Origin of the sequence: Fulvimarina fulva, assembly GCF_039652615.1 — a bacterium.
GTDB lineage: Bacteria > Pseudomonadota > Alphaproteobacteria > Rhizobiales > Rhizobiaceae > Fulvimarina.
On record NZ_JBDJAC010000007.1, the window covers coordinates 203,246 to 225,267 of the forward strand.

The window sequence follows — 22,022 nt, forward strand, 5'->3', positions numbered from 1 at the left end:
TCGAGCCGAGCGGCTCTCCGCGCGGTCACGCCTCAGATCGACGGGCAGGATTTCGAGAATTTGGCGATTGCGTTGCAGGACCCGCTCTGGCGAACAATTTTGGCCGGCTTTGAGCCAATAAAATGGCCCGGAAGCAAACATCTTCCGGGCCCAATCATTCAGATAGCGCGCAAGAGATTCGCCGTCACTTTGGAACGAGCACGTTGTTGATGACGTGGATCACGCCGTTCGACTGATCGACATCCGCGATCGTGATGATCGCCTTGCCGCCATTTTCATCCACAATCGCGAGACCCTGACCTTCCGGCATCGCCGTGATGGTGTCGCCGGAGACGGTCTTCATGGCATATTTTCCGCCATTGGCCTTGGCGCGCGCCAGGATCTGGCCCGCTGACAGGTCACCCGCGACGACATGCGCCGTCAGGACCTTGGTGAGCTGGGCCTTGTTTGCCGGGTCCATCAACATGGAGACCGTGCTTGCCGGCACCTTCTTGAACGCGGTGTCTGTCGGGGCGAAGACCGTGAACGGTCCCGGAGACGCGAGCGTGTCGACGAGACCCGCCTGCTTCACCGCAGCGACCAGCGTTTTGTGGATCGGCGAGTTGGACGCGTTCTGGACGATGTTCTGATTCGAGGGCATCGCCGCTCCGCCGACCGTCGGGTTCTGTGCGAACGCAGCTGGCGCGGAAGCAAGCGCGAGAGAGGTGGCGATCAGAGCGGTCTTCAGTAAAATTTTCATGGGGGTCCTCACCTGTTTCGGGTGACGCGGCGTTTTTGCCACGCTTCGCAAAGAGCTACGGCAGCCTCCAGTTGGAAGATGCACCGACGTGCGGATCGCGCTCGCTCTTTGACGTTTTAGATGTCGGAAACATGAAGCCTGAAGGCTTTCCCGCACCGTATGTTGGCCCCATTCGCCCCGTCGCGTGAGGGCGAACCTCATTATGCAAAAAAGCTCTGCGACAAGTGCTGGACAGGGCAAATTCCCTTCTCTATAAGGCCGGCATTCGCAAGGCTTTCAGTCAGGTTTTTCGAGACCTGCAGGCCTTCTTCGCGAGATGCCCGAGTAGCTCAGTTGGTAGAGCAAGCGACTGAAAATCGCTGTGTCGGTGGTTCGAATCCGCCCTCGGGCACCACTTTATTCAATGTCAGATCCAAACACGTGGGTAACAGAAAGCCGCTCTTCGATGTGTGGCGATCTTGTGCTCAACATATGGCCGTTGCGCTTTGCGAAGCCTTGCCACGTTGTCCGGTCAGAGATTCTCAGACGTGCCGGTGGCGGGTCCGGTGGGCTCTGGCCGTGCGCGCGTAGCCCGAGCCATGGGGGCGGTTCGGCCTCCAATCTTCACATCCCCGTAACCGGCATTTCGCAGCTTGCGTGTGGCAGCGGTCGTTTGACAAATAGCCATAACACCTGTGAGAGGCGCGTTATGTCACCATTCAGCCAATTCCTTGTTCTCTCGACTTTTTTCCTGAGCCTCGGCGCGCCGATGGCGCAGGCAGTTGGCGAGACGGGCGATGACAAGCCGCCGGTGCCCGTTGTCGTCTCAGCCGATGAAGTTGATGCGATACAAGAGCTGGCCGAAGGCTATGGAGAGGCGCGCGTCGTCGCTTTGGACAACGGTGACCCGGCGATCATCGGGAATATCAACGGAACGGCGTATCAGCTGTTTTTCCTCGAATGCCAGGACGGCAAGAACTGCGGCGCTCTGAATTTCTATGCGATCTGGGACGTGCCGACCGTCTCGATCGGTGCGCTCAACATCTGGAATCGATCGGCGCCATTCAACAAGGCCTATCTGACCGAAGAGAATCTGCCTGTCATCGAAATGAACCTGCCGGCAGAGGGCGGCTTCGTGCGCGAGCAGCTTGATTATATTTTTGGCCAGTGGACCATCGCCCTCGCGGCCTTCTCCCGCGACGTGATTGCTGAAGCGCCCTGAGCGCGTCGCCGCCTTGGGTAATCGAGATCCATCATGGCTTCCGTCACCAAGGGCAACTTGCCCGCCTCGTCGGCTCTTCGAGATGTCCTGCCAATTATAGCGGCGGTCATGCCGTTCGGCATGGTCTATGGCACCGTCGCGGCAGGCGAGGGGCTGACCCTCCTCGAGACCCTGGGCTTTTCCGCCTCGGTCTATGCCGGCGCCTCTCAGTTGGCTGCCTTGCAGCTCGTTGGGATCGGAGCGCCTGTCTGGTCGGTGCTGCTCACCGTCTTTGCCCTGAACTTTCGGCATATTCTGTATTCGGCCTCCGTGGGGCGTCATTTCCGGCATTTTTCGAAGCCTGCCAAGGCGCTTGCCTTCTTCCTTCTCGTCGACCCGACATTTGGCGCCGCCGAGGCGAAAGCTGCACGCGGGGAACTGAGCGAACGCTATTATTTCGTCTACGCGCTGCTGCTCTATCTCTTCTGGCTCATGGCTTCCGGGCTCGGTGCGATTTTCGGCTCGTTCATCGAAGATCCGGCCGTCTATGGAATCGATTTCGTCTTGCCGGCCTACTTTCTCGCTCTGGTCATGACCTTTCGCCATCGTAGCAACTTCTGGGCGGTGGCGAGCGCGAGCGCGGTGGCCTCGATCGTCATCTATGCACTGCTCGGACCTCCATGGCATGTGACGCTGGGCGCGCTGAGCGGCGTTGGACTTGCTGCGCTGATGCCCGTGAGAAAACGGTCAGACGCCGCCCCTGAGGAGAGTGAGCCGGGCGCGGAGAAAGCGCCGTGAGCGAGATCTGGCTAATCATCCTCCTTGCGGGGCTTCTTACCTATCTGACCCGAATCGGAGGGCACCTGCTGATCAAGGTGATCGGCACGCTGCCGCCGCGTCTCGAAGCGGCTCTCGACGCGGTGCCTGCCGCTGTCCTCACCACGATCTTCGCTCCCGTCATGATCAGCGGCGACTGGCCCGAGAGAATTGCGCTTGGCCTGTGCGGAGTTCTCGCGCTGCGCGTTCCGCTGATCGCAGTCGTTGCGATCGGGGCGGGGTTCGTCGCCCTGATGAGAGCGTTTCTCTAAGGGGCTGGTCTGGCACGATCAGGAGCAGAGCGGCATTACGACACGCACCTGCCTTTCGGTGCGAAAAGCCACGCTCAGAACCGGACGCCGCTCAGAGGAAGGCCGCCGCCGACGTGCTCACAATAAGGCAGTCTCTCCTTTCGAACGTACAAATGTGACGATCGTCGCTTCGAGATCAGGCAGGACCGGCAGAGAAGAGGAAAACCCACGTTCGCCGGACGCGCTGGTGCCCTCAAGTGTTGCGGAAATAATTCTCCCGGACTTGCGATGTTCGCCGTGCGACAAATCTGCATCACCACGCTGCGGAAAGCGGCGGTGAAGTCATGGATTTCACCGCCTCTGCGCCGTTTGTCGAACTGGACATTCCGGGCTCGATTGGCTTAGAAGCCCTCCAAAGATATCGGTTCGTCGGGCCAAGTGCGACTGCTGGCGACAGTTCGTCCTCTTGCCGCAATCGTGAAAATTCCGCAGAAACCCGTTCCATCCGGGTAGAAAAGTGACAGGAAAGGCCACGCCGTGAGCGTAAACGAGAGCGCCGAACCAAACCGCCGCGACTTTCTCTACATTGCAACGGGCGCTGTTGGCGCTGTTGGCGCTGCTGCCGTCGTGTGGCCCTTCATCGATCAAATGAATCCAGATGCGGCGACGCTCGCCCTGGCTTCGATCAACGTCGATGTCAGCCAGGTCGCCGAAGGCCAGTCGATTACGGCAAAATGGCGCGGAAAGCCCATCTTCATCCGTCAGCGCACGGCTCAGGAAGTCGAGGAAGCGAAAGCGACGGCCCTTTCCGAGCTCAAGGATCCGATAGCGCGTAACGCGAACCTTCCAGGCGACGCTCCCGCTACAGACGAGAATCGCGCGGCTTTGGACAAGGAAGCCTGGCTCGTGATGGTCGGCGTGTGCACCCATCTCGGCTGCATTCCGCTTGGGCAGTCAGGCAATTATGACGGCTATTTCTGTCCATGCCACGGTTCGCACTACGATACGGCAGGCCGTATCCGCAGCGGCCCGGCGCCCCAGAACATGGCGATTCCGCCATTCTCTTTCTCAGACGACACGACCATCACCATCGGCTGATCGGAACGCAAGGAAAAGCGCAAGAAATGAGTGGTCATTCATCCTACGTCCCGTCGAACGGCATCATGCGCTGGCTCGACGCCCGTTTGCCGCTTCCTCGGATGATGTACGATTCGTTCGTGGCATATCCGGTCCCGCGTAATCTGAATTACGCCTATACGTTCGGCGGAATCCTCGCGATCTTCCTCGCCATCCAGATCCTGACCGGGATCGTGCTCGCGATGCATTATGCCGCCGCGTCGTCTCTCGCCTTCGAATCGGTCGAGAAGATCATGCGCGACGTCAACTGGGGTTGGCTGTTGCGCTACATGCACGCCAACGGCGCGTCGTTCTTCTTCGTCGCGGTCTACCTGCACATCGCTCGCGGTCTTTACTACGGTTCCTACAAGGCCCCGCGAGAGGTGTTGTGGATCCTCGGTGTCGTGATCTTCCTTCTGATGATGGCAACCGCCTTCATGGGCTACGTGCTGCCCTGGGGTCAGATGTCATTCTGGGGTGCGACCGTCATCACCGGCTTCTTCACGGCGTTCCCATTGATCGGCGAGCCGATCCAGACGCTTCTTCTTGGCGGCTTCTCGGTTGAAAATCCGACCCTGAACCGGTTCTTCTCGCTGCACTACCTGCTGCCGTTCATGATTGCCGGCGTGGTTGTTCTCCACGTCTGGGCGCTCCACGTCACCGGGCAGACAAACCCCACCGGCGTCGAAGTGAAGTCGTCGAAGGACACAGTCCCGTTCACGCCCCATGCGACCGTCAAGGACGGTCTGGCCATGGTGGTGTTTCTCGCGGTGTTTGCGTATTTCGTCTTCTACCTGCCGAATTTCCTCGGACATCCCGATAACTATATCGAGGCGAACCCTCTGAAGACGCCGTCGCATATCGTTCCGGAATGGTACTTCCTGCCGTTCTACGCGATGCTGCGTGCGATTACCTTCAATATCGGTCCGATCGACTCCAAGCTCGGCGGCGTTCTGGTGATGTTCGGTTCGATCATCGTCCTCTTCTTCCTGCCCTGGCTCGACACCAGCCGCGTGAAGTCGACGGCGTTCCGTCCGATCTACAAGATCTTCTTCTGGATCTTCGTCGCCAATGCCCTCTTGCTCGGCTGGCTCGGCGCCAAGCCTGCGGAAGCGCCTTACACCTGGCTTTCGCTGGTCGGGACCATCTACTACTTCGCGCACTTCCTCATCATCCTGCCGGTCCTCGGCTTGATCGAGACGCCTAAGAAGTTGCCGAATTCGATTACCGAAGCGGTGCTCGGCAAACAAAAGAGCGAGGGTGGAGCTGGATCGCCTGCCGGCGCGACGGCTTCGCCGGAAACCAAAGGCTGACGGAAAGCTTCGGAGAAAAGACTGATGAAAAAGACGCTATCCGTTATTCTCGCAGCCGGCATCACGTTCGCGCCGCTCGCATCCTTTGCGCAGGACGGCCAGGGGCCGAACGAGAACTCTGCCGAGGAACAGCAGGCGGCGGCTGAAAATGCCGACGCACCGGCCGAGGAAGCAGAAGAGGGCCATGCGGAAACGCCGCACTACCCCCTGAAGCGACCGGAAGAGATGAACTGGTCGTTTGCGGGTCCGTTCGGCAACTGGGATCTCGGCCAGCTCCAACGCGGCTACAAGGTGTATCGCGAGGTCTGCGCGGCCTGCCATTCGATGAACTTCGTGGCGTTCCGCAATCTCGAAGCCCTTGGCTATAGCGCGGAGCAGGTCTCGACGCTCGCCGCCGAATTCACTGTGGAGGACGGACCGGACGATCTGGGCGACATGTTCGAACGTCCCGCGACGGGTTCGGACTACTTCCCGGCGCCGTATCCCAACCCGCAGGCTGCGGCCGCCGCGAACAACGGTGCCGCTCCGCCCGATCTTTCGTTGATTGCCAAGGCGCGCGCTGTCGAACGTGGTTTTCCGACCTTCATTTTCGATATCTTCACGCAGTACAGTGAAGCGGGGCCGGACTATATCCACGCGCTTCTGACCGGCTACGATCAAGAGCCGCCGGCAGATCTCAACATCATGAGCGGGACCTACTACAACCCGTACTTCATCTCGGGGCCGGCACTGGCAATGCCCCAGCCGATCTATGAAGATCAGGTCGAATACCCCGATGGCGCGCCGCAGACCGTCGAGCAATATTCACGTGACGTGAGTGCGTTCCTGATGTGGGCTGCCGAGCCGCACCTTGCCGAACGCAAGGCGACCGGTTTCGTCACGATGATCTTCCTCATCGTGTTCGCGGTATTGATGTTCCTCGTGAAACGCCGTGTCTGGGCAGGCACGCCGCACTGATCGATGATCGGATCATCCTACGCAATTTGAAAAGGGGGCTTCGGCTCCCTTTTTATTTGGAACAGACTATCACGCCAGAATGGGAGAGACCTGCCGATGTATATTGCGATGAATCGCTTCAAGGTGCTGCCGAACGCGGAAAAGGACTTCGAGGAGCTCTGGCTCAACCGGGAATCGCAGCTTCAGTCCGTTCCGGGTTTCGTTGAGTTTCATATGCTTCGCGGGCCGAAGCGTGAGGACCATCAGCTCTACTCGTCTCATACGGTGTGGAAGGACTATTCCTCCTTCGAAGCCTGGACGAAGTCGGAAGCCTTCCGAAAGTCCCATGGTGGTGCGGGCTCGACCAAGCCGCTTTATCAGGGGCATCCGGAATTTGAGGGTTTTGAGGTGATACAGACCATCGGCCAGCAAGACTGATCGATGCTCGTTTGCAAACAGACCGCGTTGGCGAACAACGCATGACGGAGGCCGATGCGTGATTGACTTCAAAGCCGCGATCCGAACGATCCCGGACTATCCGAAACCGGGAATCCAGTTCCGCGACATCACCACGCTGCTGAGCGACCCGGCTGCGTTTCGGGCCTCCGTCGACGCTCTCGTCGCGCCCTATGCCGACAGCCGGATCCGTCACGTCGTCGGTATCGAGGCACGTGGGTTCATTCTGGGTGGGGCTCTTGCCCATCAGCTCACTGCAGGTTTCATTCCGATTCGCAAGAAAGGCAAGCTGCCGCGCGAAACGATCTCGGTCACCTACGAGCTGGAATACGGACAGGACGAGATGGAACTCCATCGCGATGCGATTCGTCTGGGCGAGCGTATTCTCCTGACGGACGATCTGATCGCGACCGGCGGCACGGCGGTCGGCGGCGTCAAACTTCTTCGCGATCTTGGTGCAGAAATCGTCGGCGCGTGCTTCCTCGTCGATCTTCCGGATCTTGGTGGATCGAAGAAGCTGCGTGAGATGGGCGTCGACGTGCGCTGTCTCTGCGAATTCGAAGGCGACTGAGCAAAGGGGTGCCTGACCAGCCGCCCGAATTCGACGACGCATTCCGCGAAAGGCTCGAACAGCTCCTCGTCTGGCGCCGAGACGTGCGGCGCTTCCGAAGCGAACGGGTGGACGAGGATGCTTTCGACGCCGCGCTTCGTGCCTTCGATCTCGCGCCTTCGGTCGGAAACAGCCAGCCCTGGCGGCTCGTTCTTGTAGAGAGCGAGAAGGCGCGCGCTTGCGTTCGCGAAAGCTTCGCGCGGTGCAATGCGGCGGCTCTTGACGCGACCGAAGCGGATAGGGTGGCTCTTTATGCGCGGCTGAAGCTCCAGGGGCTTGAGGAAGCGCCGATCCATTTGGCGGTGTTCTGCGACCGCGAGCCGGAACAGGGCCACGGCCTTGGTCGGCAGACGATGCGTGAGACGCCGGACTATTCCGTGGCCGGTGCCGTCGCCCTCTTTGCGATCGCCGCGCGAGCGCATGGCATTGGGGTCGGCTGGGTTTCTATTATGGAGCCGGATGCCGTGACCGAGGCGCTCGACGTCCCGGCCGATTGGCGCCTCATTGCCTATCTGTGCATCGGCTATCCGGAAACGGAAGACGACGTGCCGGAACTCCAGCGTGCCGGCTGGCAGGCACGGCGCGAGGAGCGCTTGCTCCTGCGCCGCTGACCCATCGGACCGAAAAGCGGCGGGCGGTTCCCGATTCGATGGCCAGCGAAGATCAGGCGCTAAGAATCACTCGCTGGTCGCGATGAAAGCTGCCCCATCGAAGGTCATGACGGAGACGCCATCCTGGTTCGTCGCCTCGACACCGAAGGCGATGATGCCCCAGCCGGGCTTGGACTTGGATACGCGTTTTTCGGTGATCCGGTGCAGATAGGCAATCGTGTCTCCGGCGTAGACGGGACGCGTCCAGCGGATGTTCTTGACGCCGGGCGAAGGGCCGAAATTCGGCATCGGGTTGCCATCCGCAAGCCAGGCCGTCAGCATTTCTTTGCGCCATGCGACGTTCAGCTTCATGTAGGCGGCGGTCGTATGCCAGCCCGAGGCGCAATGCCCGCCGAACAAGGTTTTCTTCGCAAGGTCGGGGTCGAGGTGAAATCGCTGCGGATCGTATTTCGACGCGAAATCCAGAATTTCGCGGGCCGAGAAGTGATGGCTTCCGAGCTCGTAGCTGGCACCTTCTTCGATCGTATCCCAGAAGCTCATGCTGCCGCTCCCTCTTCGTAGCCCTTGCGCGTAAGGCACAGGAGCACATGTTCGCAGACTGCGGCCTGTTCTCCGCGCTGGTTCGAGACTTCCGTCCTGATCGTGACGAGACCGAGATGCGGTTTCTTGGACGATGGGCGTGATGAAAGCACCGTGGAGGTGCCGGTCAGCGTGTCACCCGGACGGATCGGCGTCTTCCAGTCGATATAGTCCACACCGCCGGAGCCCTGAGAGGTGGAATCGAGCAGATAGCTGTCGCAGATCATGCGCATCATCATTCCGCAAAGGTGCCAGCCCGAAGAGGAGAGGCCACCCAGCATCGAAGCCTTTCCGGCCTCTTCATCGAGATGGAACGGCTGCGGGTCCCACTCGCTCGCGAATTCGATGATTTCCTCTTTCGTCACCTCATAGGGGTCGAGGTCGAAGACCCGGCCATCGGTAAAATCTTCCAGAACGTATTTCGACATCGGCTTTCCGTTTCATCCCGTCAGCGACGGTCTTGTAAGCGAACGCCTGAGCGAAAGCGACCCTCCAACCGCTCGGTTCCCCGTTCGAAGTTCCCGAATACCGCAAGGCCGTCAATCGTCCTGAGCACTGCGTTCGTCAGTTGACCGGTCACGCGCCGATGCCGAGCACCGGATAGAGCGATGCGACGAGAAAGAGTGCCATCGTCACGTTGAACACGCGCAATCGCCGCGCGTTGGACAGCCACCGCCGGACCACCGTGCCAACCCATGTCCATAAAGAGATCGCGGGAAAACAGACGATGGCGAAGGCCGCCGTCACGATCGCGACCGAGAGAAGCGAGCGGTCCGGCGCATAAAGGGTGATGGCAGACAGACCCATGGCCCATGCTTTGGGATTGACCCATTGAAAGGCCGCAGCCTGCAGAAAGGTCAAAGGGCGACCCTCGACATCCGCCTTCTGCGGTGGCGGTGCGGTGGCGACCTTCCAGGCGAGCCACAGAAGATAGGCGACCGAAGCGACCTTCAGCACTGTATGGAGGACAGGCACAGCATCGAACAGCGCCATGAGCCCCATTCCGACAAGAAAGATCATCGCCGAAAACCCGATGAGGATACCCATCATATGCGGCAACGTCCGCTGAAAACCGAAATTCGCGCCTGAAGCCATCAGCATGAGATTGTTCGGTCCCGGCGTGACCGTTGCGACGAACGTGAAGCCGAGAAGGGCCAAAAGGACTGAAATGGTCATCATCTTCGGCTTGCCTCCTCGCAAGGTGATGCGCAATTCTAGCTCCGTGAACCTGCAATTGGGCGCCATAATAGGTCGCTCTCTGCCGAAGAGTGCAATCAATGTCGGCTCTTGACGCCACAAGCGAACGAATATTGCGCGAGCTTGGACGGGATGGCCGGCTGAGCAACGTGCATCTTGCCCAGCGTGTCGGCCTCTCACCCTCGGCATGCCTGCGGCGGGTGCAGGAGCTCGAGCGCCAGGGCGTGATCCGGGGCTATCGCGCGGTTCTCGATCCGGAGCGCATGGGGCGCGGCTTCGTTGCCTATGTCACGGTCGGGCTGTCTCTTCATACGAAAGCCGCACAAGAGGGATTCGAACGGGCCATGGCCGGAGCCCGGGATGTCGTGGAGTGCCACAACGTTGCCGGTGCATTTGAATATCTGCTTCGCGTCGAGAGCGCAGACCTTGCGAGCTACAAGCGCTTCCACACGGAAATCTTGGGTACACAGGCCAATGTGAACAGCATCACCTCCTACGTGGTCATGGGTTCGCCCAAGGACGAGCGGGCCACCTGAATGTGATGCCGGTTTGCTCACTGCCTGATTTCGCGCGCTTGAAACCAGGCCAACCTGCTGATATCTCTCGAAACGTCCAAGGGGAGTTCCGATCAAGGAACTGAGAGGCCGCTATTGATGAGCGCGGCGACCCGTAGAACCTGATCCAGTTCGTACTGGCGTAGGGATGGAAGACAGCCGCGGGTCCATATCCATGTCTCGAAAACCGAGGCACGTCCCGGCAGCTTTTCGATCACCGATGACAGCACTGGATCTCCAACGCTTCGACGAAGGAGAGCCAATTGATGAATGCCATTACACCGACCGTGACCGCGGGCCCGCTTCAGGCATCGCGAAAGATCTATCTGGCCGGCACCGCCTATCCCGAGATCGCCGTTCCGCTTCGCGAGATTTCCGTTCATCCGACAGCCGGCGAGCCGCCCGTCACGGTCTATGATTCCTCCGGCCCCTATACCGATCCCGATGTCGAGATCGACATCGCCAAGGGCTTGCCGCGCAATCGCACCAACTGGGCGAAAGCGCGCGGCGATGTGGAGGAATACGAGGGCAGGGCGTTAAAGCCGGAAGACAACGGCAATCTGCCCGAAGACAAGATAACCCCGGCTTTTCCGATTGCCCACAAACCGCTGCGAGCAAAGGACGGCAAGACGGTCACCCAGCTCGCCTATGCCCGCGCCGGCATCGTGACGCCTGAGATGGAATTCGTTGCGATCCGCGAAAACCTTGGACGGGCCTCGATGAAAGAGGCACTCGAACGCGATGGTGAGCCGTTCGAGGCTGAGATCCCGGATTTCATCACCGCCGAGTGGGTGAGGGAGGAAGTTGCGTCCGGTCGGGCGATCATTCCGGCGAACATCAACCATCCGGAACTGGAGCCGATGGCGATCGGCCGGAACTTCCTCACCAAGATCAATGCCAATATCGGCAACTCGGCCGTCACCTCCTCGATGGCCGAAGAGGTGGAGAAGATGGTGTGGGCGATCCGCTGGGGCGCCGACACCGTGATGGACCTGTCGACGGGCCGGAACATCCACAACATCCGCGACTGGATCATCCGCAATGCGCCTGTCCCGATCGGAACCGTGCCGATCTATCAGGCTCTGGAAAAGGTTGAGGGCATTGCCGAAAATCTCACCTGGGAGGTTTATCGCGACACGCTGATAGAACAGGCAGAGCAGGGCGTCGACTACTTCACCATCCATGCGGGTGTGCGGCTGCACCATATTCCGCTCACCGTCGACCGCGTCACGGGCATCGTCTCGCGCGGTGGCTCGATCATGGCGAAGTGGTGCCTGCATCATCACCGCGAATCGTTCCTCTACGAACATTTCGACGAGATCTGCGATATTTGCCGGGCCTACGACGTCTCGTTCTCGCTCGGGGATGGATTGCGCCCCGGCTCCATTGCGGACGCCAACGATCGCGCCCAGTTCGCGGAACTCGAAACCCTTGGCGAACTGACCAAGATCGCGAGAGCAAAAGAATGCCAGGTGATGATCGAGGGACCCGGCCATGTGCCGATGCACAAGATCAAGGTGAACGTCGAGAAGCAGCAGAAGCTGTGCGGCGATGCGCCGTTCTACACGCTTGGGCCCCTCGTCACGGATATCGCGCCGGGCTACGACCACATTACATCGGGCATCGGCGCGGCGATGATCGGCTGGTTCGGTACGGCGATGCTCTGCTACGTCACGCCGAAGGAGCATCTCGGCCTGCCCGACCGCGATGACGTGAAGACCGGCGTCATCACCTACAAGATCGCGGCCCATGCCTCGGATCTTGCGAAAGGCCATCCGGCTGCGCAGGTGCGAGACGACGCGCTCTCGCGGGCCCGTTTCGAGTTCCGCTGGGAAGACCAGTTCAACCTGTCGCTCGATCCGGATACGGCGCGGCTCTATCACGACGAGACGCTGCCGAAGGAAGCGCACAAGACGGCGCATTTCTGCTCCATGTGCGGCCCTAAATTCTGCTCCATGCGAATTTCCCACGACATCCGCTCCGAGGCCCAGAAGGAGGGGATGGAGAAGATGGCGCAGAAATATCGCGCGGGCGGCGACCTTTATATGCCGGCTGACGAAGTGGCGGCCAACGCGGAACCTGCGGAGTAGACTCATGCAGATCTCTGTCATCGGAGCCGGCGTCGCGGGGCTCACCGCCGCCGTGACCCTTGCCGAAAGAGGCGCCTCGGTGACCCTCCATGAACAGGCCGAGGGTCTCGGGGCGCAGGCTGCGTCCTGGCTTGCGGGCGGCATGCTTGCGCCTTGGTGCGAGACGGAGAGTGCCGACCGCGCCATCTTGGAGCCGGGCCTTGCCGCAACCGACTGGTGGTCCGAGCGTGTGCCGGATGTCCGGCGGACCGGCACTCTGGTCGTTGCGCCCGCTCGTGATGCGGGCGAGTTGGCCCGCTTCGCGCGCCGGATCGGCGATCATGGAAAATCGGTGATTGCTGAAGAGATAGAAGTGCTGGAGCCGGTTCTTGCGGGTCGGTTCCGCAAGGGGCTTCACTATGAGGAAGAGGCCTTTCTTAATCCGCGCGCGGCGCTTCAATCTCTTCTGGAGCGTCTGCGAGACCTTGGCGGGGTGATCCGCTTCGGCTCCAAAGCCGACCCGGCGGATATCGATAGCGATATGGTCGTCGACTGTCGCGGCATCGCATCCGAGAACAGAGAACTTCGCCCGGTTCGCGGCGAGATGCTCATCCTGCGCACGGGCGAAGTCACGCTCTCGCGTCCTGTTCGCCTGCTTCACCCGCGCATGCCGGTCTATGTCGTTCCGCGCGGGGTTGGCCGTTTCATGGTCGGCGCCACGATGATCGAAAGCGGCTCCACGGGGGGCGTGACGCTGCGCTCGGCGGTGGAGCTGATGAACGCCGCCTATGCGATCCATCCGGCCTTCGCCGAGGCGGAAGTCGAGGAGATGGGTGCCGGACTGCGGCCGTCATTTCCTGACAACCTGCCTCGGGTCACGCGATCTGGCCGCATCGTCTCGATCAACGGCCTTCATCGCCACGGCTTTCTGCTCGCGCCGGACTGCGCTGGGAAGGCTGCGGACATTATCTTCGGTGCTTTTGATCGGAAGAAGAACGCAGCATGAAAATTGTTCTCAACGGCGAACCGGTCGAGATCCATGCCGAAACGCTCGACCGGGCACTCGAAGAGCTTGGTTATGAAAATGCGGTGGTGGCAACGGCAATCAACAACGAATTCGTACCCGCGCCGATGCGCGCCGAAACCCCGATCTCGGAGGATGATCGCATCGAGATCATCGCTCCCATGAAGGGAGGCTGACAGCATGGACATCTACGGAGAGACCTTTTCCAGCCGGCTGATGCTCGGCACGGCGCGCTATCCCTCGCCGGAAATCCTGAAGCGGTCGATTATAGCCTCGGGCGCCGAGATCGTCACGGTTTCGCTTCGGCGGGAATCTGCGAGCGAGCGGGCAGGGCAGGCGTTCTGGGATCTGATTCGGGAAACCGGAATGCGCGTTCTTCCCAACACGGCAGGATGTCATTCGGTGCGCGAAGCGGTGACGACGGCGCAGATGGCGCGCGAAGTCTTTGGCACGAACTGGATCAAGCTCGAAGTCATCGGCGATGCCGATACGCTTCAGCCCGATCTCTTCGGTCTCGTGGAAGCGACGCGCATCCTGAGCGAAGATGGCTTTCAGGTTCTCGCCTATACGACGGAGGATCTGGTCGCCGCCGATCGTCTGGTCGAAGCCGGCTGCCGGGTGCTGATGCCCTGGGGCTCGCCCATCGGCACGGCACGGGGGCTCAATAACGTCTACGGCCTTCGTGCCATGCGGGCGCGGTTCCCCGAGGTGACGCTTCTCGTCGATGCGGGGATCGGCGTCCCCTCCCATGCGGCTCAGGCGATGGAGCTTGGCTATGACGGCGTGCTGCTGTCCTCGGCCGTCGCGCTGGCGGGCGATCCGGTCGCCATGGCTCGCGCGTTCCGTCTCTCGGTCGAGGCGGGACGTCTTGCCTTCGAGGCCGATCCCCTTCAGCCGAGGGATATGGCCGAACCATCGACACCCGTTCTCGGTCTTGCGAGTTTTGCCTGATGCGCCTTGATCCATTCTATCTCATCGTCGACAGCGCAGACTGGATTGACCGGCTGGTTCCGCTGGGCGTCAGACTGGTGCAACTGCGTATGAAGGACCAGTCGGACGCTGTCCTGCGCGATCATATCCGGCGCTCCAGGGTGACCTGCGAGGCGCATGGATGCCAGCTGATCGTCAACGACTATTGGGAACTCGCGATCGAGGAAGGCTGCGACTTCATCCATCTCGGGCAGGAGGACCTTGCCGAGGCGGATGTTGCAGCCATCCGGCAGGCGGGTCTCAAGCTCGGCGTGTCGACCCACGACGAGACCGAACTTTCGGCGGCGCTCGCCGTCGATCCCGATTATGTTGCGCTCGGTCCGATCTGGCCGACGATCCTCAAATCCATGAAGTGGGCACCGCAGACGCCCGAAAAGCTCAACATCTGGCGTGCAAAGATCGGAGACATTCCGCTTGTTGCCATCGGCGGTGTGACGGTCGAACGTCTGCCGTCGGTCTTCGCGAACGGAGCCGATATCGCGGCGGTCGTCACGGACATCACGCGAAACACGGACCCCGAAGCACGGACCCTCGAATGGATAGAGGCGACGCGGGCAAGCGCTTTATAAAACGCCCGCATAGGTTGTAGAGAAGCGGTTTTTTAGGACTGTCGCTCGAAATCGCGGCCGATGCCTTCTCCCCTCACGTCTCATGATATGCCGCGATTGAGACTTAATGTGCAGTTTGCACTTCGCCTGGCCATTCACAGATTCATAAATGATACGGACGAACCCGCGAACCGGGATAAGGTCGTCGGCGTTGGCGTCGTCAGGAAGTGCGGACCAAGACCGATCTCACCTCATTCAGGGAGCGACCGTCCGCCATGCCGACGCCGTTCGATCTCTCGGCGATACTGATGTGTCCTCGGGCACCTTTGGCAATCTGAACAACGCTATATCGGCCTGCCAAGCAATGCGGGCCTTCTCGTGCTTGCGCTTGCCTCCTCTGTTTGGTCATCGCGGTCTCCCACCTCGTGCCAGAATTGGCGTTCAGCAATCTCGGATAGAGAGATTAAGCGGGCCAATCCACATGCGTTTCAGAGTGGAGGAAGAGCCAACGGGGCCGCGAGCCCTCCGGAAGAGACCACGCCGCAGACCCGCACCATCCGTCCGAAAGCGATCCCGGCGATCACCCGTGCCCTTTAGGCGAATGGTTTCGGGAGTATGGAGGTGTGGAATGGGATGGGGATAAGATTTGCGGGATTGCAACGTCCAAGCCGCTTTTTTTCGATGCGACCGACGATCTGCGATAAGCGATATTTCATTCTGGCGATCAATGTGATCCTGCGTTAGAACGACGAAACCGAACGATCCGAAGGTGTTTCATGGTCGCACTTCTTTCGCAGACCGCACGACGAGGCCGGCTGACCACGGCGCTCGGCCCTGATGCGATCGTGCTATTGCGGATGGACGGCGAGGAAGAGCTTTCGGGCGATTTCGAATGGCGTGTCGAGGGCCTATCCCAGGATGTCGGCATCGATCTCAACGAGCTTCTTGGCACCCACGCGACCGTCGAAGTGCAGACCCAATTCCTGCCGCGCTATTTCGACGGCATCGTCTGCGAGGCTGCGCAGGTTGGCCGCACGGAGAACGGCATCCGCTACGATCTCGTGCTGCGGCCGTGGCTTCACCTTGCCACGCTCCGGCGCAATCAGCGGATCTTCCACGACAAGACGGTCGTCCAGATCGTCGAAGAGGTGCTGCAGCCTTATGCCGATCACGTCGGCTCGCCGCATTTCGAAGTGAAGCTCACGGAAGACTATCCGATTCTCGAATACACCGTGCAATATGGCGAGAGCGATGCCGATTTCTGCCGGCGGCTGTTGGAGCGCTTCGGCATCAGCTGGTCCTATATCCATGAGGACGGTGTCCATATCCTGCGCCTCACCGACCATGCGGATGCGCACGAGGCGATCGCGGGCGAAGCGCGGCCCTATCTCGGGGTGGAGCGCTGGCATGTGGGCGAGGAAGAGCATTTTCGCGAATGGCATGGCGGCACGCGCGTCACCACCGGCGCGGTTCGGCTCACCGAATATAATTTCAAGACGCCCCACGCCGCCCAGGAGGTCGATCGGTCAAGCCCTACCATCAAGGACGACATTCGGATGGAGAGCTTCTACTGGCCGGGCGACTATCTCGATCGCGGAGAGGGTTCCGGCGTCGTCGCGCGACGGCTTGATCAGGAGCGTGGTCAGGCCCCGCGCCATCGTGCCAAGGGCGATGTGGCCGGCCTCGGCGCGGGCACGCTGGTCGACCTCATCGGCGATCCGATCCCGGAGATCACCGGAGAGCGCTATATCTGCCTGAAGGCGGTTCATCGCTTCAAGTCGCAGGCCTATGGGACGGGCGAGAGCGACGACGAAGAGCGCGGTTACGACGGCGAGTTCGTACTCTTACCTGCCGAGGAGCCGTTCCGGCCCGAGCGGCGCACGCCGCGCCCGTTCATCAAGGGCCCGCAGACGGCCAAGGTCGTGGGCGAGGGCGAGATCGATTGCGACGAATATGGCCGCATCCTCGTGCGCTATCACTGGGACCTGAAAGGCGCCTATTCCATGCGCTGCCGGGTCAGCCAGAATTGGGCGTCCAAAGGCTGGGGCGGCATGGTGATCCCGCGCATCGGCATGGAGGTGATCGTCGAGCACCTCGAAGGCGACCCCGACAAGCCGATCGTCACCGGCTGCGTCTACAACGGCGCGAATATGCCGCCGTATGAGTTGCCTGCAAACAAAACTCGCTCTGTGTTTAAAACAGATACGCACCAAGGTGCCGGTCATAACGAAATTTATATGGAAGACGAGCGCGGTAGTGAGGAAATTTATTTCCATGCTCAAAAAGATATGAACACACATGTCTTGAATGATCGCTCTAGTCGGATTGAAAGCGACCAGCATGAATTTGTTGGACGCAACAAGACAATTCAGGTTGGTGGAGACCATGAAGAGGTCATCGCAGGAAATCTATCCATCGCGGTCGGACGAAACAAATTATCGGAATATCTTTTATCGAGAACAAATAATCTTTTTAAAAGTATGGGGGGCTTGATGGAAAAGATTCACATTCCGGATCCATTTAACTTTGCGAAAGGAAACTTCCAGCTTTTCATTGAAAAAAATAAGTCGGAAATCGTTCATGGCGGCTCGTCGGAGATTGTCGGTGTCGCTAAATCGACAGTGGTCGGCAATGTTCAGCAGACGACAGTTGGACGTCAGAAAAGCCTTATCGTTCGGGGCCGCTACGATGAGGATATCGGAAAGGTTCGAAAAATCAGAGTTGGAGAAGAGCTGTTGATTCAGGTCGGCGAAACGACTGAAATTCGAATGAAGAAAGACGGCACAGTCTCGATCAAGGGAACAGCAATCAAGCTCGAAGCTGGTACGATTAACTTGAATTGATACTCTGATGTCCTCCGTCAACTCGTCATCGTCCGGTCACCAGAACGACATTCTCTCTCTGCCGATTTCGAAAACTCCGGTCGCGGGGATGAAGTCATCAGGCGGCGGCCTTCTTCGATCTATAGGCGTTCCAAACCTGCCAGAACGGAAACCGAGCGACAGAGGAGCATTGCCGCCGGAAGAGATGCGAACGATGCGCGAAGAGGCGTATTTGAAAACGCTACATCGCTCCGACGTCGCACTACTGGGTGTTCCAAGCACGCGGCAAAATCTGTGGGAAAAACCGGCGGGGGCTCAGGAGGCCAGCCAGCAATGGCGACCACTCTGGGGTGACTCTCCTCCTGTCTCAACCGGCGATGAGGGCAAAGAGATACGCGCGCTCATCGATTACGCGAGCGGCCTTGAGGCAAATGCTCTTCTTCTGCCCCCGGACGAGGGGGATAGCAGTGACAAAAAGGATGAGGCTTTTTCATTCAAGGCCGGCGACAAGCAAACCGCTACAAACAAGGCAGATCTGGCTACTGGTCAGACGGAGACGTCCCGGAAGAGATCGCGCGAAGCTGCGGTGAGCTATTCGGCACTCAAAAAGCGCTGGCAGCTTTCCGAAAAAAAAGATGAAGAAGGTGCCTATCAAAACCACATCCGTGCTTTCGGCGCGGATGTTGATATATCTGGTGGGGCGGGTCGCTTCACTGAGGATGGCAGGACAATGTACGGTGCGAAGGGGGGTGCATCAGCCAATGCAAGCTTCTTGACATGGAAAAACAAATTAAAAGGTGACGGTATTGTTCCCGCAGAGGCAGGCCTTGATGTCGCTGTCGTCAAGGCCGAAGCCAAGGCGGGCGGAGAAGCGACGGTTAATTTCGCGGAAGGCGAAGCGACATTGAAAGGCGAGCTTGGGGCCGAAGTAACGCTCGTGGAAATCGAGACCAATGGTAAAGTAACAGTTATTCCGACGAGGTTGGTGGACTCCGCCTGCGATCATACGTGGCTGGGAAGTTGGGATTGGTCAAAAGAATTATGCGAAGTTGTTGCAACTGATGAGTACGACTATGGAGTTGTGTTAGGTGGTGCGGCTGGCGGCAACATTGGCGTTGGCGGCAAAGCTGAAGGCGGTCTTGAGCGCAAGAACGGTCATTTTAAAGCATCCGGCAAAGCTAAGATTGCGGCAGGTCTCGGTCTTTCCGGAGGGGGTAGTATTGAAGCGGGGCATTTCAACCGTGATTGAAGCAAGCAATAGATCTTTATTTATTCTAATAGCGTTCTGGTGTCTTTGCACGGCTAGTTTGGCAGAAGAGGGTAGGGTGACCGATCAAATCCAAATTTCCGAACGAGGCCGTATTTCGAAGGTGTGTGATGACGTTAACCTAGAACTGATTGAGCCTGGCTACGCTGGCGTTAATTCTATTGAAAGCGATGAAAAATGCGGAAAGTTTTTCATTTTTGTCGATGCGGACTCAGATCTTAGAATCGCGTTTGCTGGAGTTCTGATTTATCACGATCCGATCAAGGAAGAGAGCTTCGGACGCTTTCGGGAATATCTTGCGAAACTCATCATAACCGATGGGGAAGCTGGCCATAAGGTTTCAGTGACGCCGATAAAATCAGAAGCTACTGCAAGTCCTTTTGATCTTGGTTTCCTAAGAACTCAGTTAGGGCAAAAAGCAGATCCATCGGTATGGTCTTATTGGAATATTGGGTTAAAAAACATTGACGGAAAGACGGTTGTTATTTTCGATGCTCTTCCTGCACTGATTGAGCCACGATACCAAGGTATACTTACAAAGAACGAAAAAGCCTCGATTGACGCGCTCGGCCGCGAGGTGAACGACTGGCGAAAGGCAAACACCGAAATTCTCGCGCGGCAGTTCGCTACGATGGAAGAGCGACATTGATACACAGGTGTCCAGCGAGCCCTAGGTCGTAGCTTCGACGTGTAATGACGCGCCCCCGCTTCACTCATAGTATGCGGTGGACACAGCCGACGCAAAGAGAGTTTCAGGCTATGATCGCGCGCATACTAAATATGAGAGGCACCGGATAAATGCCCCCAGTCCACCGCAAATCTGACACCGGCTCTGGCCACGCATGCCACTTCCCGCCGTCGAATGCGACGGGAGGCAGTCCAGATGTGTTCGTGAACAAGCTCGCGGTCATGAGAGTGGGTGATAGCTACGCGCCGCATGCCTGCGCGCCTTGTCCGCAGCCGCCCCATCCCCGTGCCTTGGCGGAAGGCTCGTCGACGGTTTTCGTCAACGGCAGGCCGATAGGGCGGATTGGTGATGCGATCGATTGCGGCGGCAGCGCCGCTTCCGGGTCGGGCGACGTTTTCGCAGGCGGGTGAAGTTCCCACGCCGCCCAGGAGGTCGATCGGTCAAGCCCCACCATCAAGGACGACATCCGGATGGAGAGCTTCGACTGGCCGGGAGACTATCTCGACCGCGGAGAGGGTTCCGGCGTCGTCGCGCGACGGCTCGATCAGGAGCGTGGTCAGGCCCCCCGCCATCGTGCCAGGGGCGATGTGGCCGGCCTCGGCGCGGGCACGCTGGTCGACCTCATCGGCGATCCGATCCCGGAGATCACCGGAGAGCGCTATATCTGCCAGAAGGCGGTTCATCGCTTCAAGTCGCAGGCCTATGGGACGGGCGGGAACGACGACGAAGAGCGCGGTTACGACGGCGAGTTCGTCATGTTGCCTGCCGAGGCGCCGCCAATGCCAGGGCGGCCGCGACGATCTCGAGCGAATACAGAAGCAGGAGGCCGGTGAAGGTGACCAGCACGACCGCGTGCCCGCAACCTCCCGCGTGGGGCGTGATCCGGATGATCTTCAGGACACCGATATGATGAATGAGGCCGAGACCGAGAACGAAGAGCAGTTCTGTGGCGAGCGCGACGAACGTCATAGTGAATCCGTTTCTCCGCCTTCGTCTGGCTTGCAGAAGATGTCATAGAGGCTGTCCATGATGGCGCGAACCTCGCCGTCGGCAAGACGGTAGTGGATGGCCTGTCGGTCGCGCCGTGTTTCGACGGCACCTCCCGCGCGCAGCTTGGCAAGATGCTGCGACAGGGCCGACTGGCTGAGGCCGACCGCTTCGGCGAGACGTCCGACCTGCATCTCTTCTCTGGCCAGATGGCAGAGAATGCGCAGCCTCGCCGGATTGGCGATTAGTGCGAGGATTGCCGCCACTTGCTCGGAACGCCTTTCGAGCTTCTCAATATCAGGACTTGCTAATTTAGACATACATCATATATCGCGCATATCGACTGATTGACAATGCATCCGCGGAGGCAGTCATGCTGACCCGATACAGTCCCTCGACCGGCTCGGGTTCGCCCGACATATGGGGTTTCTACGAGGAAGACACCGGTTCGATCCAGTATCTCGTGGCCGACCCGCAAACGAGAAAGGGGGTTCTGATCGACGTCGTCCAGAACTTCGATCCGGCGGAGGCGCGGACGAGTTGCGAGAGCGCCGATGAGATTTTGGAGTTCGCCGAACGGGAGAAGGTCGAGATCGTGCGCGTGCTCGATACCCATCCCCATGCCGATCACCTGATGGCCTCGGCTTATCTGAAAGAAAGGCTGAACGTCCCGAACGCGATCGGCAGGAAGGTGCTGGAGATCACCGATCTATGGCGGGACCTCTATCACCTTCCCGGTGCCTTCGACCCGGCCCGCGACTTCGACGATCTCTTCGTGGACGGCGCAAGCTTCGAGATCGGCGATCTTCAGGCACGCGTGATCCTCTCACCCGGACACACGCTCGGGTCGATCACCTACGTCGTCGGCGATGCGGCCTTCGTCCATGATACGCCGATGTATCCGGACATGGGTTCAAGCCGGGCGGACTTTCCCGGCGGTGACGCGGGAATGCTCTGGGATTCGATCCAAACGATCTTGTCGCTCCCGCCCGAGACGCGCCTGTTCGTCGGCCATGACTATGGAACCGACGAGCGCGATGAAATCTGCTGGGAAGCGACGGTCGCCGAGCACAAGCGAGACAACAAGCATGTGCGCGACGGGATCACGAAAGACGAATTCGTCCGCACCCGGAACGAGCGCGACGATACGCTCTCGCTTCCCGACCGCATGCTGCATGCAATGCAGATCAATCTGAGGGCCGGAACGCTGCCGCCGAAGGAAGCCGATGGCAACATCTATCTGAAGATACCCGTCAACCGTTTTTGAAG

General features: G+C 59.4%; 27 protein-coding genes, 1 tRNA gene and 1 riboswitch. Of the genes, 22 read left to right on the top strand and 6 right to left on the bottom strand.

The genetic code is table 11. The annotated features are described in order from the left end of the window. Window positions 1–184: 184 nt before the first annotated feature. Window positions 185–739, bottom strand: a complete 555-nt coding sequence (locus ABDX79_RS11875; RefSeq protein ID WP_346220500.1) for a fasciclin domain-containing protein — start codon at window positions 737–739, stop codon at window positions 185–187. 318 nt (window positions 740–1,057) lie between these two features. Here ABDX79_RS11875 and ABDX79_RS11880 point away from each other — a divergent pair. The 10 genes from ABDX79_RS11880 to bluB all read left to right on the top strand — a co-directional run bounded on the left by ABDX79_RS11880 (window position 1,058) and on the right by bluB (window position 8,028). Beyond that, window positions 1,058–1,133, top strand: a tRNA-Phe gene (locus ABDX79_RS11880). A 258-nt stretch (window positions 1,134–1,391) separates the two neighbouring features. Further along, a complete protein-coding gene (locus ABDX79_RS11885; RefSeq protein ID WP_346220501.1) occupies window positions 1,392–1,940 on the top strand; it encodes a YbjN domain-containing protein in 549 nt (182 codons plus the stop codon). A gap of 33 nt (window positions 1,941–1,973) precedes the next feature. Continuing rightward, entirely contained in the window at window positions 1,974–2,717 is a 744-nt protein-coding gene (locus ABDX79_RS11890) for an AzlC family ABC transporter permease (protein WP_346220502.1), read from the top strand. Beyond that, on the top strand, window positions 2,714–3,007 hold the full coding sequence (locus ABDX79_RS11895) for an AzlD family protein (protein ID WP_346220503.1): 294 nt from the start codon (window positions 2,714–2,716) through the stop codon (window positions 3,005–3,007). The genes ABDX79_RS11890 and ABDX79_RS11895 overlap by 4 nt, the downstream gene beginning before the upstream one ends. A gap of 516 nt (window positions 3,008–3,523) precedes the next feature. Then, on the top strand, window positions 3,524–4,084 hold the full coding sequence (gene petA / locus ABDX79_RS11900; protein WP_346220504.1) for a ubiquinol-cytochrome c reductase iron-sulfur subunit: 561 nt from the start codon (window positions 3,524–3,526) through the stop codon (window positions 4,082–4,084). A gap of 26 nt (window positions 4,085–4,110) precedes the next feature. After that, window positions 4,111–5,415, top strand: coding sequence for a cytochrome b (locus tag ABDX79_RS11905; protein ID WP_346220505.1), 1,305 nt, complete (start codon window positions 4,111–4,113; stop codon window positions 5,413–5,415). Window positions 5,416–5,439: 24 nt separating this feature from the next. Further along, window positions 5,440–6,372, top strand: coding sequence for a cytochrome c1 (locus ABDX79_RS11910; RefSeq protein WP_346220506.1), 933 nt, complete (start codon window positions 5,440–5,442; stop codon window positions 6,370–6,372). Window positions 6,373–6,468: 96 nt separating this feature from the next. Continuing rightward, complete coding sequence (locus tag ABDX79_RS11915; protein ID WP_346220507.1) at window positions 6,469–6,789, top strand: antibiotic biosynthesis monooxygenase family protein; 321 nt, start codon at window positions 6,469–6,471, stop codon at window positions 6,787–6,789. 58 nt (window positions 6,790–6,847) lie between these two features. Beyond that, entirely contained in the window at window positions 6,848–7,378 is a 531-nt protein-coding gene (locus ABDX79_RS11920; protein ID WP_346220508.1) for an adenine phosphoribosyltransferase, read from the top strand. 8 nt (window positions 7,379–7,386) lie between these two features. After that, window positions 7,387–8,028 carry a 5,6-dimethylbenzimidazole synthase gene (gene bluB, locus ABDX79_RS11925; protein WP_346220509.1) on the top strand — a complete coding sequence of 214 codons (642 nt, stop codon included), beginning with the start codon at window positions 7,387–7,389 and terminating at the stop codon, window positions 8,026–8,028. Between the two features lie 66 nt (window positions 8,029–8,094). On the opposite strand, the gene ABDX79_RS11930 is transcribed toward bluB, so the two are convergent. From ABDX79_RS11930 to ABDX79_RS11940, 3 genes are all read right to left on the bottom strand, one after another. Continuing rightward, the gene (locus tag ABDX79_RS11930; RefSeq protein WP_346220510.1) at window positions 8,095–8,568 is read right to left on the bottom strand and encodes a MaoC family dehydratase; all 474 of its coding nucleotides are present in this window, start codon (window positions 8,566–8,568) and stop codon (window positions 8,095–8,097) included. After that, window positions 8,565–9,035: a MaoC family dehydratase gene (locus tag ABDX79_RS11935; protein ID WP_346220511.1), complete on the bottom strand. Its 471-nt coding sequence runs from the start codon at window positions 9,033–9,035 to the stop codon at window positions 8,565–8,567. The genes ABDX79_RS11930 and ABDX79_RS11935 overlap by 4 nt, the downstream gene beginning before the upstream one ends. Before the next feature lie 148 nt (window positions 9,036–9,183). Further along, a complete protein-coding gene (locus ABDX79_RS11940; RefSeq protein WP_346220554.1) occupies window positions 9,184–9,783 on the bottom strand; it encodes a LysE family translocator in 600 nt (199 codons plus the stop codon). Between the two features lie 101 nt (window positions 9,784–9,884). Here ABDX79_RS11940 and ABDX79_RS11945 point away from each other — a divergent pair, with 101 nt between their 5' ends. The 11 genes from ABDX79_RS11945 to ABDX79_RS19720 all read left to right on the top strand — a co-directional run bounded on the left by ABDX79_RS11945 (window position 9,885) and on the right by ABDX79_RS19720 (window position 20,599). Further along, window positions 9,885–10,340, top strand: coding sequence for an Lrp/AsnC family transcriptional regulator (locus ABDX79_RS11945; protein ID WP_346220512.1), 456 nt, complete (start codon window positions 9,885–9,887; stop codon window positions 10,338–10,340). Window positions 10,341–10,409: 69 nt separating this feature from the next. Further along, a riboswitch (TPP riboswitch) is annotated at window positions 10,410–10,524 on the top strand. 100 nt (window positions 10,525–10,624) lie between these two features. Then, window positions 10,625–12,448, top strand: coding sequence for a phosphomethylpyrimidine synthase ThiC (gene thiC, locus ABDX79_RS11950; protein ID WP_346220513.1), 1,824 nt, complete (start codon window positions 10,625–10,627; stop codon window positions 12,446–12,448). Between the two features lie 4 nt (window positions 12,449–12,452). Then, a complete protein-coding gene (locus ABDX79_RS11955) occupies window positions 12,453–13,433 on the top strand; it encodes an FAD-dependent oxidoreductase (RefSeq protein ID WP_346220514.1) in 981 nt (326 codons plus the stop codon). Beyond that, a complete protein-coding gene (gene thiS / locus ABDX79_RS11960) occupies window positions 13,430–13,627 on the top strand; it encodes a sulfur carrier protein ThiS (RefSeq protein ID WP_346220515.1) in 198 nt (65 codons plus the stop codon). Before ABDX79_RS11955 ends, thiS begins: the two co-directional genes overlap by 4 nt. 4 nt (window positions 13,628–13,631) lie before the next feature. Then, window positions 13,632–14,402, top strand: coding sequence for a thiazole synthase (locus ABDX79_RS11965; RefSeq protein ID WP_346220516.1), 771 nt, complete (start codon window positions 13,632–13,634; stop codon window positions 14,400–14,402). Continuing rightward, on the top strand, window positions 14,402–15,010 hold the full coding sequence (locus tag ABDX79_RS11970) for a thiamine phosphate synthase (RefSeq protein ID WP_346220517.1): 609 nt from the start codon (window positions 14,402–14,404) through the stop codon (window positions 15,008–15,010). The genes ABDX79_RS11965 and ABDX79_RS11970 overlap by 1 nt, the downstream gene beginning before the upstream one ends. Before the next feature lie 836 nt (window positions 15,011–15,846). Continuing rightward, window positions 15,847–17,832 (top strand): type VI secretion system Vgr family protein, encoded by a 1,986-nt coding sequence (locus tag ABDX79_RS11975; protein ID WP_346220555.1) that lies wholly within the window; start codon window positions 15,847–15,849, stop codon window positions 17,830–17,832. Window positions 17,833–17,839: 7 nt separating this feature from the next. Continuing rightward, a complete protein-coding gene (locus ABDX79_RS11980) occupies window positions 17,840–19,060 on the top strand; it encodes a hypothetical protein (protein ID WP_346220518.1) in 1,221 nt (406 codons plus the stop codon). 76 nt (window positions 19,061–19,136) lie between these two features. Continuing rightward, window positions 19,137–19,727 (top strand): hypothetical protein, encoded by a 591-nt coding sequence (locus ABDX79_RS11985; protein WP_346220519.1) that lies wholly within the window; start codon window positions 19,137–19,139, stop codon window positions 19,725–19,727. A 149-nt stretch (window positions 19,728–19,876) separates the two neighbouring features. Then, window positions 19,877–20,176: a PAAR domain-containing protein gene (locus ABDX79_RS11990; protein WP_346220520.1), complete on the top strand. Its 300-nt coding sequence runs from the start codon at window positions 19,877–19,879 to the stop codon at window positions 20,174–20,176. Window positions 20,177–20,236: 60 nt separating this feature from the next. Continuing rightward, the gene (locus ABDX79_RS19720; protein ID WP_463671158.1) at window positions 20,237–20,599 is read left to right on the top strand and encodes a contractile injection system protein, VgrG/Pvc8 family; all 363 of its coding nucleotides are present in this window, start codon (window positions 20,237–20,239) and stop codon (window positions 20,597–20,599) included. Here ABDX79_RS19720 and ABDX79_RS12000 read toward each other — a convergent pair. Further along, window positions 20,520–20,735, bottom strand: coding sequence for a hypothetical protein (locus tag ABDX79_RS12000; RefSeq protein ID WP_346220522.1), 216 nt, complete (start codon window positions 20,733–20,735; stop codon window positions 20,520–20,522). The genes ABDX79_RS19720 and ABDX79_RS12000 overlap by 80 nt on opposite strands. After that, window positions 20,732–21,019 (bottom strand): ArsR/SmtB family transcription factor, encoded by a 288-nt coding sequence (locus ABDX79_RS12005; protein ID WP_463671159.1) that lies wholly within the window; start codon window positions 21,017–21,019, stop codon window positions 20,732–20,734. The genes ABDX79_RS12000 and ABDX79_RS12005 overlap by 4 nt, the downstream gene beginning before the upstream one ends. A gap of 107 nt (window positions 21,020–21,126) precedes the next feature. Here ABDX79_RS12005 and ABDX79_RS12010 point away from each other — a divergent pair, with 107 nt between their 5' ends. Continuing rightward, on the top strand, window positions 21,127–22,020 hold the full coding sequence (locus ABDX79_RS12010; protein WP_346220524.1) for an MBL fold metallo-hydrolase: 894 nt from the start codon (window positions 21,127–21,129) through the stop codon (window positions 22,018–22,020). Window positions 22,021–22,022 lie beyond the last annotated feature (2 nt).